Genomic DNA, 14452 nt, shown 5'->3' with positions numbered 1-14452 from the left:
CTATGAAAGGGGTCATCATCTTGAAATTGTCTAAAATACTTAGCACTATAATATTAACCTCCGCACTAACTTTAGGAGCATGTGGTGGCAACAATAATGACGAAACAGAAGAGAATGTTCCTAATGGTACAATAGTTAATCCAGAAGAGGATAATCTAGTAGATGAGAATCCCAAAAATGAATATAGCTTCACTAACTTTGACCTTCACATCGATACACCTGATAATACAGATGGTATAGTGGCTCAATACAATGTCGAATCAGAGGAAGCAATATATAGTAATATGCATGCCGCTACCAGTTTACAAGGGGATGCTGCCTATGCTGTGCTCCAACCAATTTTCTTAGAACTACAACCAATGAAAGTAATGAGTAATGAAGAAATAATCCAAAGAGTAGTATCGGCATTTGAAGTAGATGAGTATACGAAGTTTGATTTAGAAATCGAATATACAGATGGGGAGACTAAAACTTATAACGACGAAAACCAATAAGAAAAACCGATTTTAGAGACGTTAGCCCCCTCTCAAAAGAAGCCTAGGCAGCGTTGTTCGGGTTTCACTATTTAATATACTTTTATGAAATTGATTCACTTTTTTATTTTTAAGAAAAACCAGCAAAAAGACGCCCGATTCTCTCTGAACAAGAACCTAGAAATGCTATGTCCAATCACCTAATGGATTATCTTACCTTTTAGAAGAACAAAGCCAGGTTAGAATTCCTATCTAACCTAGCTTTTGAATATAACAATTGGTTAATCTTCTAATTTAGCACACAAAACTCCAAAAGCAGTTCCTAATAGCGCACCAGCCATTACTTCTACCGGTTGATGACCTAGAAGTTCTTTTAACTCTCCTTCTCGTTGAACATATTCAAAGCTAGGAAAATTACCAGATAGCGCCACAATATTATCTTCCAAGTCGTTTACTAATTGAGCAATTTCACCTGTATGTCTACGAATTCCCTGTGCATCATACATCACAATTACACCGAAAACAACCGCTAGAGCAGTTTCCGTATGACGAGCACCTTTATTTGTTGCGACATAAGATGCCAAAGCCGCTACACCCGCTGAATGAGAGCTCGGCATTCCTCCTGTTGTAAAAGCCTGCTTTAAATCCCAGTTACCCGTTAGCTTTTTATGCGTTAAAACCTTCAAGCCTTGTGCTAAGCCAATTGCCGAAAGCGCAGTAATAATTCCTCTATTCATTTTCGTCATTTGTATTCTCCACCATTTCAAAATTATATGTATTTCCTTCTTTACGATACCCTTTTTCAGTACTAATAATCAAAAAGGTTTAACTTTTTCCTTCGATAGATACTTGTGAGAAAATATAATCACCTCTTACGACAGCTTCTCCAATTTTAACTGGAACCCTTTTAGAAAAAATTGGACCGTCCACAACGACCGTATGAAATTCTCCATTTTCCCCACAAGCATCAATCTCTAATTCTTCTAGTTCTACTATTAATTCTTTCGAAAATTTTCTCCCAACAAATTCTGCTGGCATCATAGAAGTGTTAACAACTACAATCCAAGCCTCAAAACCTACGTCTAACAACTCCTCAATAATTCTTCGACGTGGCTCCTTCCACAATGGATGCACAGCAACAATACCCGATTTCTCACACGTCTTTTGTACCCATTCTAAGTGACCCTCAAGATCAATATCTCCAAATACACCATGTGTAATTCCTTGAACACTGCACTGATCCATTGCATCTATAAATTGACTCTCATAGGAATTCCAACTTGCTTCTTTTATGAACAATGGCACCCCTAAACTTTCTGCTTGAGCTCTCACCACTTCAAGGTGAAGTGCATGAGATTTAGAAATTCCTCCATTCTCTTCAAACATTGTCAGTAACCTTTTTGGTTTCATCCCCATTTTCATTGCACGATAATAAGCCATTGCAGAATCCTTCCCACCACTCCAAGAACATATAAATGGAATATCTTTCAATCTTGGCACATCCTCTCTTAACTAGTTTCATTGTAATCTATTTTTATAAATACAAGAATATATTCCTCCACTTCCATCACATACTAATAGAAAAACAGGAAAGAGGATTATATCACTTTGCAATCAATTTCTTCTACTTCACCTCGAAATAAACTGATTAATATGGGCATTATCTTGTTACTACTTGCGACTTTCGATGCTCTTTTTACCGATTTTGGAATTCAAAATCATCTTATTACAGAATCCAATCCGATTATGAATACTATATATAATGTTAATGTTGCAGGTTTTTATTTTTTAAAAATAGCTCTACCGGTTTTATTAATCGGAATTGTATCCAAGTTAGAATCGAAACCATTCATACTGATTTTATTAAATATAGCAATTTCCCTCTATGTAGGTGTACTCATGCTTCATTTATTTTGGATTACTCTTGCTTTTATTGGGCATTAACGACCTGGTCGATTAGATCGCCACGTCCTAAACGTCTTAAGATTGCCACCTTCATTAGTTAACCCAAGCAACAAAGAATAAGTGGATGAAGTAACCCATTGATCGAAGTTTCACTTTCTCGACATGTAAATCCAGCAACTAACTCGCTGCTGGATTCTTTTTAGCATTCCTTTCCTGCTGTTCCCAACGCTTCAATAATGGAAAAGGGTCGTAAGCCCACTCCGTGCGACCGTTAAATTTATACATTCCGTAATGCAGATGTGGCGGGAATTTACCCGAGGTTCCTTCACGACCGTATCCTGAGCTACCAACATAGCCAATGACCGTACCTGGTTCCAAAATATCGCCTTCTTTTAACTCCTTCGTATAACCCGACAAGTGGGCGTAATAATGATAGGTATTATTTACATCACGAATCCCAACACGCCAGCCGCCGTAATCATTCCAGCCCTTCGTTTCTACAATTCCATAAGTTGTTGACTTCACTGGTACACCATAGGAAGCGAATAAATCGGTCCCTTCATGCATACGACGACCGCCCCAACCGCGTCTGTCACCCCAAGTACTACGGTAACTGTAATTATGCTGAAGAGCCAGTGGAAATGCACGTCCATCAAGGTCAACCGTATTATAATGCTTATAAATTTTAGCATTTGTTATGATCTGTTTAACTGCTTCATCTCGAATATAATATTCCTTCAAGGACTTTTCAAAATCTTCCTCAGTTACCACACGTTCATTCAAGTAATTAGTTAGAGTATACATCACATCTTCATCCTGTTTAAGATCAGCAAAACCATCATTATTCCCATCAAGACCTTTTCCATCAAAGAAAGTTATTGATATAAGATCGCGGTCATCTCTAATTGGATTCAATAAACCAACCCAAAAGTCAGTGGAAAATTGAAACGCCACAACACCATCTCGTTTCGGAAGATCACTTCGAACCTCTTGTAGATTTCGTTCATATTGGTCAATTGCCGCCAAGTAATACCACGGTAGCATTTCACTCGAATACTTTATATAATAATCCATGCGCATTTCCAAAATCTGCTCCCGCGTTGGTTCCTTCTCCGCTGCTGAAACACTCGTTGAAATCATAAATGAAAGCACACATGCATAAAAACCTCGCCTCAGCCAGCTACTCAAAGCCAATACCTCCTTATTCATGATTCAAATAGCTTTCCCCAGAAAAAACAATTCATGAATTACATTTTTTAAGTAAAAAAGAGAATAATAAAAACGACTGCAATTAAACAGTCGTTTCAAAGCATTAGTTATCAGGGATCCAATGTTCCTAATATGTTTTAGGCTGACGCTTTACACAGGAGTGGTTGATGAGCAATCACCCGAAGCTTCGTTTCCGTTTACATTCCCTTAGCCCCTTACAAACCCTGGAACTCGACAGAAAACCTTTAAAAACTTGTTCTCTGTCTAACTTTATTTCTTACACTCATTTATAAATGCCTCAAATATCGCAAGCGAACTGGTATCATTTTTACTTATTAAGCTCTCTGGATGCCACTGAACCCCCATAACAAATGTGTGGTATGTGCTTTCAAAAGATTCAATTACACCATCACTTGCAACACCACTGACGATCAAACCATCTGGCATATTTCGAAGTGCTTGATGATGATAGCTATTCACCTTAAATTTATCCACCCCAACAATTTTACGTAACAAAGATCCTTCTGTCACTTCAACAAAATGAGAACCATGCCAATTTGGAGCCTGCTGATCATGCTGTAATAATGAACCATCTCTTTGTGAATAAATATCCTGATACATATCCCCACCCATCGCAATACTCATAATCTGTGCACCACGACATATCCCTAAAATTGGCTTATTCAATTTCAACATCTTTTGAATAAGTGCTACTTCAAACCGGTCTCGCTCCGGCATAATATTACCCAATCCAGGCAGTGGCTCTTCACCAAACAACGTGGGATCAATATCTCCACCACCAGTTAATAACAGCCCATCGATTGTACTTGCTATTTCCTCTATACCATCCATCTCTAAATTCGGCAGCACAATTGGAACACCTCCGAACTGCGTGATTGCACGAACATTACTCAACGGAACTGATAGCAAATCTTCTTTAATGTTTGACGAAACACCAATAATAGCTCTCACTCAGATCACTCCCCCTGGTAAAAATTTCTGTTTTTTAGAATATCTGTTTTTTATAAAAACATATTTTAATTTATTGCACCAAACTAATTGTAGTGCCTAATTTACATCCATTTTAGCTAATGCCTCACCTATTAGCCCAGGCAAGTACTCCTTCAAATCTTTAAATTCATAACCTAGTGACTTTGCTTTTTCATTGCTAATCAACCAAGTTGCTGAAATATTGTAAGGTGATCCGCTCTCTTCTTCGGTCGTTGTAACAATATTCGCATGCTTCTCAACTTTTTCTTCAATATATTCAAGCAGTTCTCCCATTCTCACGTAACCATTGGAAGTCGCATTAATAGGACCTTCAAAATCAGATTGGCCAACCCATGCTAAGAAATCACCAGCCTCCTCCTCTGATATAAAATCCATAGCAGCCTCTAGGTTGACGAAATGCACATCCTCATGATCTCTTACTTTTCGAATATAGTAATTTAATCTCTCTGTATAATCATTAAGTCCAATTACAATTGGAAATCTTACTGCTACGACAGGAAAAGGTGAACGCCAAAAAAATGCTGCTTCAGCTTGTCTTTTTCCTTCACCGTAGGAAAAGTCTTCTTTTGAGCCTACATTTAAACTGTACTCAAATGGATTGAAATCCTCTTCAGTAAATCCTTTACCTGTGCTAACTGATTCATAGACAGATTTAGAAGATGTAAATACATACTTTTTCGTTTTCCCTTTAAAAACGTCTATTGCATCTATCGCTTCCTGGGAGGAGTAACATATTTGATCAAACACGATATCCCATTCGGTATCTACAAAATTCTTCTGCATATCGCTAACATCTAGGCGGTCGACCTTTATGCGACTCACTTTATCTTTAAAAGGATCCTGCACATTCCCTCGTGAAGCAATTGTTACATCAAACCCTTGCTTCAATAATGATTCGACTAGCTGTACTCCAAAAAACCTTGTTCCGCCTAACACCAATGCTTTCCTCATATTTATAGCCCCCTTATTTGTACATCTTTCTTAACTATCCCACTTCTATTACTAAATCGTCAATTATATATTGCGAGTTTTCTATAAATTCTATTAACTTAAGAAATCTAAAACAATTATAAGTTCCATGGAAAAATTCGTTTTATTATACTAACTAATACGGCTTATTATTATAAAAAACAACTTTCCTAACAAAAAAAAGCCACTCTTAAGAGTAGCTTTTTTGTTAAAAATAATTTCCGAATACACCATAGCCGAAATAGACGGTTAGTAGTGATAATACTGCAAATACGAGGTACTCAACTGTGCCACCAGTCCTGGTTGTGACGGGAAATCGAACGGTAATCTTTAGTGGGTATAGTAACTTGATACCGTTTTTCGTCGCCATATCTAATATGTAGTGACTCGCCATACCAATTAAAATTCCTAGGATGATTGAATCATTATCAATAAAAGTATTCAAAAGGACGGCCATTAATACTAAAAACAGTAAACTATGCGTGAAAGAACGGTGTCCAAAAATGGTATTAATCAAGCTTGATAATACCTTAAATTTCCGACCAATTTTACTGCCCCCATGGCAAATGTCAGGTATGATTGCCCCAACGACGCCAGCGCCGACTAATAGGACGGGCTCGTAGTTTGAAACTTGAGCAAAAGCAAGACTTGCTGCAAGACCGCCAATGATGTGTGTGTTTCCTGTCATGCTTTTTTCTCCTTCTTCTTGTAAGTCGACTATTATTTTATCCTATTTTTAGTATGAAAGTTATCGGGCATATGTACTGTTAAAACAATTAAAAAAAGGACAGATAAAAAAGGATTGAGCTTGAAAAGAAATGGGTATATATAGAGAAAGGGAGTGATGATTATGGCAAACGGAAATAAAAGATCTATGTTAATAGGAGCAGCTACAGCACTTGCAGCAGTATATTTCACAAGTAAAAACAATAAAGCACAATTAAAAACTGCAGTAAAAAATTCTAAAACGAAGATTGACTCTATGGTATCTGCTAAAAACACAAAACCAAGTCAAATGACAAAGACGGGCTTCTCAGATCCGAATGATCCAGATGACAATCGTATGGTTGAAGAGGGTGCCATGACAAGCGTTCAATATTATAATGAAAATGTACAAGATGCTAACTCAAAGGCAGAAGCAAAACAAGCTTTCCCGAAATCTCAACAGAAAAAATTAGCTAAAAAAGTAGAATCTTTACCGGAAGACAACAACGATTCACCAGCAAAACAAGAAAATGCAGCACATTTATAGAAATTATGAATATAGAGCAAAGTAAAAACACCATTGCCCACACAGGCAATGGTGTTTTCAATATGTAGGTAGGCAATTAAATAAATAAGAAAGTAAACCTAATCCTCTACCAACTCAATTACAGCCTTAATCTCAATACCATTCAAAGCCTGTGTCGCTAAGCGATCTGCTTCTCCATTAATCTTTCTCGGCACAAGCTCATACTCAGCCTGAATACCGAGATCTTTTAATTTGGCTTCAATTCGGTCGGCCCATCCAGTTAAATCCCTCTCGATTACTGGCCACTCGCCGTTCAAATGATTGATCACTACCTGTGAATCACCTATAAATCGAACAGGCAAATGATGAACGCCTAGTAAATTCAATTCCTGTAAGCCTAAATGCATCGCTGCATATTCTGCTTCATTATTCGATTCCAAACCCGTCGCGGCAGCATTCCGTCTTAATCGATATGCCTTTCCATTCTGCTCATAATAAATAACACAGCCAAGCCCAGAACTTTTCGTTTCACGGTCATATCCGCCATCGAAATACACTACCACATTATGCGGCTCCGTTTCAATGCCTTTCAAATATCCCTTCAATTCCTTTACTGTCCAAGAGCTATCAAAACGGTCAACAAACGTCACCGTCTTTAATCTCCCTGTACGCTCGATATCTTCCACAAACAATAGAGCTTGAGCAGCTGGTACTTCCTCTGAAAAGAAATCCATCTCCGCTCCTCTCGGCGTTTTGTAAACCCACTCAATTCGCACCTTCATCAAGCATTCCTCCTTCGATAAGTATTAGTATTTCCATTGTATATCACATTATGACACTTCTACTGAAATCCAAAAAACCTTAATATAAAAATAGCGGTCGAAAGAAGTTTTCGACCACTTAAGAAAATATCCATTTATGCATATCCTACATATTTCTTTCAATAAATCTAGTATATTAGAAATGCAAAAAGTATTTAATACATCAAATAATTAAGTAATAAGTACTCTTTATTAAAATAAACAATAAGTAATAATTGAGTGTATTTCTTAATTATAGAATTGGATTTATTCTATCAATAGAAACTCTATGAAAATTGAAACAAGACTCCCAGTCTACTGTAAAAATTGTTTTTTATTTTGATTAATCGCTTGAATATAAAAAGGTAATTCTTGAAATTCGAAGAAAAACAGAGCTTGTTGATACACTTCTTTGATTTCAGCTATAGGAGCAGCTTTCTTTTCTAAGCATTGGCCTTTGTAATACAAGAACTGACCATTTAAGAACATAAAAGAGCTTTCCTTAGATTTTTGAATTCCTTGGTTTGCAGCTTCAAGTGCAGCATCATAGTCTTTAATGTCATATAAGGTTTTACATTTATTAAATAAAACAGTTATTAGAGTTCTATTTATTTTATAGTCACTATAGTTTTTATGAATATGCTCTTTTAATATTTTATTAAAATGATATAGACATTTTTGACTTTCACCTTTTTCACCATAAACATTGGCGATAGTATTATTAACTTTAATTTGCAAAAATCTAAATTGTATTGTAGTTGGATTTGAATAATTTAAAATACCTTTTAAGTTATCTATACATTTTTCTGGTGAAATCATTTTCAAATAATATTTTGCGGTACTTAAAATATAGTCGAGGTATAAGTTTAACCAAATGTTGTCGTTATCTATCTCATTACTATTAATTATTGAAATTACTCTTTTATAGTTATGTTCTTTTAAGTGGTACTCAATCTCATTTATTAATCCCTCACTTTCTAGAACATTTTTATGAAACAGCATTTCAATAAAATACTCTACTGGGACTTGGAGTTTTAAAGCTATCTTCAATAAAGTATCTATTGCTGGATATACATCCCCAGCTTCAATTCGACTAATCGTCGATTGTGTACAAATATCTTTTGCGAGCTCCTTTTGGGATATTCCCAATTCTGCTCTAAGTTTACTTATTTCTAAGCCCAAATATTTCATTTCCAACAGAATCACCCCATATTATAAATAAAAAGGACGGTATAAAAATATGAAAAAATTATCTATTATTCTATTAATTGTATTAGCAGTAGCACTATACCCTAACGTAAATACTGAAACTGCAAAGTCATTCGGTAACCCTATCACTACTTTAGATCTTCCATACATTAATTAATCTAATAAAAGTCCAATAAAGTTATTTTCCATTTATAGTTTTATTGGACTTCTCTTATCAAAACCATTATATAAGGAGACTAACCAATGCAGCCTACAGCAAATCTTGATATATACTCTTCATTACATAAGAATAGCGCAGATACTAAAAATAATCATCAAAAAAATATCATTTCAGATCTTAATGGCATTGAAGGAACTGATTGCAATCAAGTATTTGCATCCTCTCAGACTGCACTGGATATGGACCTTATAAATGCAATAGATAAAAACCAATTTGAATTGTATTATCAACCTAAAGTAGACACAAAGAAGGGTTTAATAATTGGAGCAGAGGCACTGATTAGATGGAATCACCCGAAATTAGGGTTAATCCTTCCTAAGGATTTTATTCCATTAGCAGAAAAAACGGGTTTTATTAATACAATTGGCAAATGGGTAAAAAAAACCGCTTGCGCGCAAAACAAAGCTTGGCAAGATGATTTGTTACCTGCTATTCCGGTTTCTATTAACTTATCGGCATCCCGATTTATGGAGAAAGATTTAGTCATCAGTATTCAGGAAACCCTGAAGGAAACTCAGCTTGAATCTCAATATTTAGAAATTGAAATTACAGAAACTTCTATTTTAAAAAACGAAGAAACGGTTTTCTCTCTATTAGATGAGTTAAAAAATATAGGAATCAAAATAGCACTTGACGATTTCGGAACTGGTTATTCTTCTTTATCCCATCTGCATCATTTTAATGGGAAAATCGATATATTAAAAATTGATCGTTCGTTTATACAGGATTTAAGTCTTTCAAAACAAGAGGATGCAAACTTTATTGTACATATGATCATTCAATTATCGAACCATTTAAAAATGGATGTAATCGCAGAAGGAGTTGAAACTATGGAGCAATTGCAGGTATTACAAGGCTATAATTGCAACACTGTACAAGGATATCTATATTCTAAACCGTTGCCTGCAAATCAATTTGCCGAATTATTGAAAAAGCAGAGCATAGTTCCTAGTCGTTAAAAAATCTACAAAGAGAAAATCTTAATTTATTAATGGCCAACACAAATTTCTCATACCTTTGGAATCAACGAGTTTATAAATGTCTCTTCTTTCATCTCACAGTGTGCTTTAACACTCTAGTCTTCATTGAAATGGATTAACTTTATGAAAAGAATTCCTATTTCACGAAACCTTACTCCAATGCCTAATAATCCAATTAACTATATGCAATCATTTATTTCACCCAAGACAGGTGGGGTGGAAAAATAATTGAAAACTACTATTAGAAGTAGCCCATTTTGGTGTATCTGCTGCTTCTATTTCTCTATGTAAACAAATATAAAACCATTCGATTCGATATTTCTATCGAATCGAATGGTTAATTGTAGTCTATTTTCAGAATTGTTCCCTAAACAGGGACACTATTTATTCCCTTTCCCAGGTTTTACAACAGTTACGTCAAAAGTCAGCGTATGCTCACCATATGTTACAGTAACAGTTGTTTGGCCAGGTCCTTTACCTTTCACGACGCCAGATTTTACAGATGCTACATTATTTTTATCAACATTGTAAGATGCTAGTTTTGTAACGTCCTTTTCTGTCGATTTGTTATCAACAGTAGTTACTTCTTTAATGGTAACTTTAACTTCTTTACCAGGTCTTGTTTCGACCTGATTTTGATCAATAGTTAGTGTTACTACTGGATTGACAACATCAGGTGCTTTAACCGTAACATTTACAGTTACCTCATTTCCACCATATGAAATAGTGATCGTCGTCGATCCTTCTGCTTTCGCAGTGACTAATCCATTTGTTACTGTTGCGATGCTTTCGTCTGCTACAACATATTTAGCTTCTGAAGTTACATCTTTCTCTGATGCATCACCATTAGCAAGTGTTGACGTTTCCGTAACCGCTAGTTGAGAAGTTTCACCTTTTATAATAGCTAGTTCTGTTGGGTTAACAGAAAGTGTTACTTCTGGATCCTGTGATTTTACCGTTACATTTACAGTTACATCATTTTCACCATATGAAACAGTAATTGTTGTCGTTCCTTCTCCAACTGCAGTGACCAATCCATTTGCTACTGTTGCGATGCTGTCGTCTGTGACAACATAAGTAGCTTCTGAAGTTACATCTTCCTGAGTAGCATCACCTTCTAAAGGTTTTGAAGTTTCTGTTACCGTAAGTTGTGCTGTTTTGCCAGATGTTAACACTAGCTCAGTTGGATCAACAGAAAGTGTTACTTCTGGAGCTTCTTTTTCGTAAATTAATGATTCGCCAACATTTCCAGCCGCGTCTTTAATAACTACTTTTACAGCTTCTGTTTCAGCTGTAACCGGGAATGAGAAGCTACCGTCTTGGTTCAAATCAAACTCAACTGCTGCCGATGCTTCACCGTTGACTGTAGCAATATACGATGCATTTAACTTTTCATTTAAATTATAGTCTAGACCATATAAATATAATTCTTCATTGTATTCGATATACTTGTCTGTAACTTGACCAGTCGCAATACCTTCTGCAACTGCTCCAGTAATTTCTGGTTTAGTAGTTTTCACGACAATTGGTCCAACATAATCTTGGACGGTTCCTGATGCAGCTAAACCAGTGAAGTCAATTGTGTATAAACCATCTGGAATAGTTGTAGCTGGTTCACTGCTCCAAGGTTTATACTGCCCTGCAATATTCAGGTTATAGGACCCAGCACCAAGTGCCGAACCTGCGTGCAAATAACCAATATAACCGTCTCCATATTCTCCACCCTCTGGATTCATAATATCCCAAAGCTCGATATAGTTAGTAGTTACGTCCCCAGTTAATGTGAATGATAGAACAGCAGAATCTTTCACACCATCGCCATTAAATGACAAATCTGTTTCTGTAATCTTGTAATCTCTCAGTTCCGTCGCTTCAGCTCCACCAAAATCTGCAGCAAATGGCAATGAAATTTTAGAACCTTCACCCTGAACGTGAATGTAGCCAAGTATTTCATCCCCAGGTGTTGTAGTTGTTGCTGAAGCTGTTAAAGTTACATTTAAAACTTGCTCACCAGCTAAATTGAATGTAGGCTGATCAACCGTTACCTGTGCATCACCGAATGATTTTATGACATCAACTGTAACATTATATTCGCCACCATTACCTTTAATATCTTTTACTTTAATTTGTTTTGTTACTTCAAGATTTTCTTCCAGTGATTGTGGACCGAAAGTAACTGTTCCTTTTAAATTTTCCACAATAGCACCATTAGCATCTAATACAGCAGTATCTAATGCATAAGCAAGAATTTCTGGATGTGCTGCTGCATATGCGTTTACACGACCAGCACCTTGTGAGAATACATCATATTTTGCAGTGTTCAGTATTTTTGCCGTATTTGAAAGTGCTACTTTCACATCAAATGCATTCCAAGATGGATTAGCTTGTTTCACAAGTGCTACAATACCTGCAATATGCGGTGTAGCCATCGAAGTTCCTGTTTTACGATCAAACGCTTCATCGTAAACAACTTCAGGGAAATCTGCTTTGTACATAGGAATGGTAGACATTATATTTGTACCAGGTGCACTTACATCTGGTTTAATATCAAAGTTTGGAGTAGATGGTCCTCGTGAACTAGAATCATTCACATCGTCTCCAAGTGTTTTCGTGGAAGCAAAATTACCAAAACTAACTTTTCCTGTTCCCTCTGCCAATGCTGCACGAATTGCTTCACCATCAGTTTGAGACATATCAAACGTCGGAAGGAAAGCAAATGAATCACCAAGGAAAGTACCTGATGCATTCGGTGCATTTGATCCACCAGCAAAGTTATGAATAATAGTAGCCACTGCCCCTTTAGCCTTTGCATTTGCAATTTTATCGACAAATGCAATACTACCACGGGAGATCAATGCTACTTTTCCTTCAACATCAATTCCTTCAAAATCTGCTACTTCTCCATTTCCAGGTACGGCAACTAAGTCAAACTCACCTTGAAGTTGTGTAGCTAAATCTTGTCCAAAAGTTGTACCCATCAACCCTAATTGTTTTGTTAAGTTGTATCCACCAACTGTAACGTTAATTTCCCCGTTATACATTGTTTCCGGATTTGTAGTATTACCAACCGCAATTCCTAAACGAGCTGTAGCAGGGGTACCCATTGTTCCACGATTAGGACCTGAGTTACCAGTTGCAACTACCCCAATTGTTCCAGCTATCATTGCATTGTTAATAGCAAATGAACCTGCATCCGTTTCGGAGTTAGCTCCACCACCAAGTGATAGATTGATAACATCCATTTCTTCTAATACAGCTGTTTCAATTGCTTTAACGATACCAGAAGTAGAACCACTTCCATATGCGCCAAGTACACGGTAAGCGTATAAGTCTACTTTAGGTGCAATTCCTTTAATACCATATTCATTCGCCCCGATTGCCGCGATTGTCCCCGCTACATGCGTGCCATGAGATGTATAGAAAGCACTACCGTTCGCATTAAATTCTGGTGTTCCCGCTGGACGTTCTACAGGAGAGGTTTCTGATGCATCATCATCTGCTCGAGTTCTCGTATAAGTGGATGAGTTCGGTATGAAATTCTTCCCGCCTTTATATATTCCTGCAAATTCAGGGTGATCCGCATCGATACCGGTATCCAGAACTGCTACTTTAATTCCTTGACCTTCAATTCCATCATCCCAAAGTTGTTCAATACCTAGGAATGATATACTTGTATTCATTTGAGCTTCTAATGTTTCATCTTTTTTAAGTTCTGATGATTTCGTGGTATTAATTTCTGAAGCATGAACAGTAGTATCTGGTTCGATTAATGTAATCCCTTCAACCGTAAGTAGTTTAGGAATATCATCTGCTTTTACAGTTGCTGCAAATCCGTTTAATACAGTATCAAACGTGTATCCTTGCTTAATCTGAACCTTTTTAGCAGTTAGCTCTTTTTTTACTTTTGTTTGTTGCGCTTTTACATTGCCACGAACCTGATTTGCTCGAGCATTAGAGAATTTATTGCCTGTAACCTGACTTATCCCTTGTTCTAGTGCCACTGGTTTTTCGGATAAATGTACTATTACTGCAACATCTTGATTGCCTGATACATTTTGTAAACTTTCGTGAAGGGTTGGACCATCTTTAGACAAGCTCAATTGCTCTGCAATAGCCGCCTTCAGTTGAATCGTACTTTCGCTTTGACTATTCTGCTTGAACGGTTTCGTTTCTTCAGCATTAGCTTGCGAGAATGGAACTAATAAAGAAAGCACCATAATTAAAGCTAGAATACTACTAAAGAACTTCATAAACTTAAACTTCTTCAAATCTCATTTCCCCTTTGTCTTTAATTTCGCACTTACCAATAAAGTGTGACACTACCAACTTATCACAAGTAAACTAATACGAATATCGAAATTTCTAAAAATTAAGAAAAATTGATAAATAGTATTAGTAAACTAAAAAAATGCGTAACTTTTGAACCTGTTCAAAATACGCATTTT

At 36.4% G+C, this 14452-nt stretch carries 13 protein-coding genes; 4 read left to right on the top strand and 9 right to left on the bottom strand.

Features of this window, described 5'->3' with window-relative positions; all coding sequences use genetic code 11:
* The first annotated feature begins 20 nt into the window (after positions 1–20).
* Positions 21–494 (top strand): YusW family protein, encoded by a 474-nt coding sequence (locus tag ACQCPR_RS04320; RefSeq protein ID WP_427138295.1) that lies wholly within the window; start codon positions 21–23, stop codon positions 492–494.
* Positions 495–754: 260 nt separating this feature from the next.
* Here ACQCPR_RS04320 and ACQCPR_RS04315 read toward each other — a convergent pair whose 3' ends face one another.
* Together ACQCPR_RS04315 and ACQCPR_RS04310 are read right to left on the bottom strand one after the other, a co-directional pair.
* The gene (locus tag ACQCPR_RS04315; protein WP_090565297.1) at positions 755–1219 is read right to left on the bottom strand and encodes a divergent PAP2 family protein; all 465 of its coding nucleotides are present in this window, start codon (positions 1217–1219) and stop codon (positions 755–757) included.
* Between the two features lie 79 nt (positions 1220–1298).
* Positions 1299–1964, bottom strand: a complete 666-nt coding sequence (locus ACQCPR_RS04310; RefSeq protein WP_427138294.1) for a diphthine--ammonia ligase — start codon at positions 1962–1964, stop codon at positions 1299–1301.
* Between the two features lie 117 nt (positions 1965–2081).
* Here ACQCPR_RS04310 and ACQCPR_RS04305 point away from each other — a divergent pair, with 117 nt between their 5' ends.
* Positions 2082–2417 (top strand): DUF5658 family protein, encoded by a 336-nt coding sequence (locus ACQCPR_RS04305; RefSeq protein WP_427138293.1) that lies wholly within the window; start codon positions 2082–2084, stop codon positions 2415–2417.
* A 138-nt stretch (positions 2418–2555) separates the two neighbouring features.
* On the opposite strand, the gene ACQCPR_RS04300 is transcribed toward ACQCPR_RS04305, so the two are convergent.
* The 4 genes from ACQCPR_RS04300 to ACQCPR_RS04285 all read right to left on the bottom strand — a co-directional run bounded on the left by ACQCPR_RS04300 (position 2556) and on the right by ACQCPR_RS04285 (position 6255).
* Positions 2556–3587: a M23 family metallopeptidase gene (locus ACQCPR_RS04300; RefSeq protein WP_427138292.1), complete on the bottom strand. Its 1032-nt coding sequence runs from the start codon at positions 3585–3587 to the stop codon at positions 2556–2558.
* A 270-nt stretch (positions 3588–3857) separates the two neighbouring features.
* Positions 3858–4559 (bottom strand): gamma-glutamyl-gamma-aminobutyrate hydrolase family protein, encoded by a 702-nt coding sequence (locus ACQCPR_RS04295; protein WP_427138291.1) that lies wholly within the window; start codon positions 4557–4559, stop codon positions 3858–3860.
* A 96-nt stretch (positions 4560–4655) separates the two neighbouring features.
* Positions 4656–5549, bottom strand: a complete 894-nt coding sequence (locus ACQCPR_RS04290) for an NAD-dependent epimerase/dehydratase family protein (RefSeq protein WP_427138290.1) — start codon at positions 5547–5549, stop codon at positions 4656–4658.
* Between the two features lie 226 nt (positions 5550–5775).
* Complete coding sequence (locus ACQCPR_RS04285) at positions 5776–6255, bottom strand: metal-dependent hydrolase (protein ID WP_090565308.1); 480 nt, start codon at positions 6253–6255, stop codon at positions 5776–5778.
* A 162-nt stretch (positions 6256–6417) separates the two neighbouring features.
* Between ACQCPR_RS04285 and ACQCPR_RS04280 the strand changes: the two genes are divergently transcribed.
* Positions 6418–6819 carry a hypothetical protein gene (locus tag ACQCPR_RS04280; protein ID WP_090565310.1) on the top strand — a complete coding sequence of 134 codons (402 nt, stop codon included), beginning with the start codon at positions 6418–6420 and terminating at the stop codon, positions 6817–6819.
* A gap of 98 nt (positions 6820–6917) precedes the next feature.
* Here the strand turns inward: ACQCPR_RS04280 and ACQCPR_RS04275 are convergent, their stop codons facing one another.
* Positions 6918–7580, bottom strand: coding sequence for a ribonuclease H family protein (locus ACQCPR_RS04275; RefSeq protein ID WP_427138289.1), 663 nt, complete (start codon positions 7578–7580; stop codon positions 6918–6920).
* A 333-nt stretch (positions 7581–7913) separates the two neighbouring features.
* On the bottom strand, positions 7914–8789 hold the full coding sequence (locus ACQCPR_RS04270) for a helix-turn-helix domain-containing protein (protein WP_427138906.1): 876 nt from the start codon (positions 8787–8789) through the stop codon (positions 7914–7916).
* A 261-nt stretch (positions 8790–9050) separates the two neighbouring features.
* On the opposite strand from ACQCPR_RS04270, the gene ACQCPR_RS04265 reads away from it, so the two are divergent.
* Positions 9051–9986, top strand: coding sequence for a putative bifunctional diguanylate cyclase/phosphodiesterase (locus ACQCPR_RS04265; RefSeq protein WP_427138288.1), 936 nt, complete (start codon positions 9051–9053; stop codon positions 9984–9986).
* 401 nt (positions 9987–10387) lie between these two features.
* Here the strand turns inward: ACQCPR_RS04265 and ACQCPR_RS04260 are convergent, their stop codons facing one another.
* The gene (locus ACQCPR_RS04260) at positions 10388–14275 is read right to left on the bottom strand and encodes a S8 family serine peptidase (protein ID WP_427138287.1); all 3888 of its coding nucleotides are present in this window, start codon (positions 14273–14275) and stop codon (positions 10388–10390) included.
* Positions 14276–14452: the final 177 nt, after the last annotated feature.

It is taken from the genome of Psychrobacillus psychrodurans, from assembly GCF_050209195.1.
In the GTDB taxonomy this organism is placed as follows: Bacteria; Bacillota; Bacilli; order Bacillales_A; family Planococcaceae; genus Psychrobacillus; species Psychrobacillus psychrodurans.
Note: the sequence above shows the minus strand (reverse complement) of the source record. Positions and strands in the feature narration are given on the sequence as shown.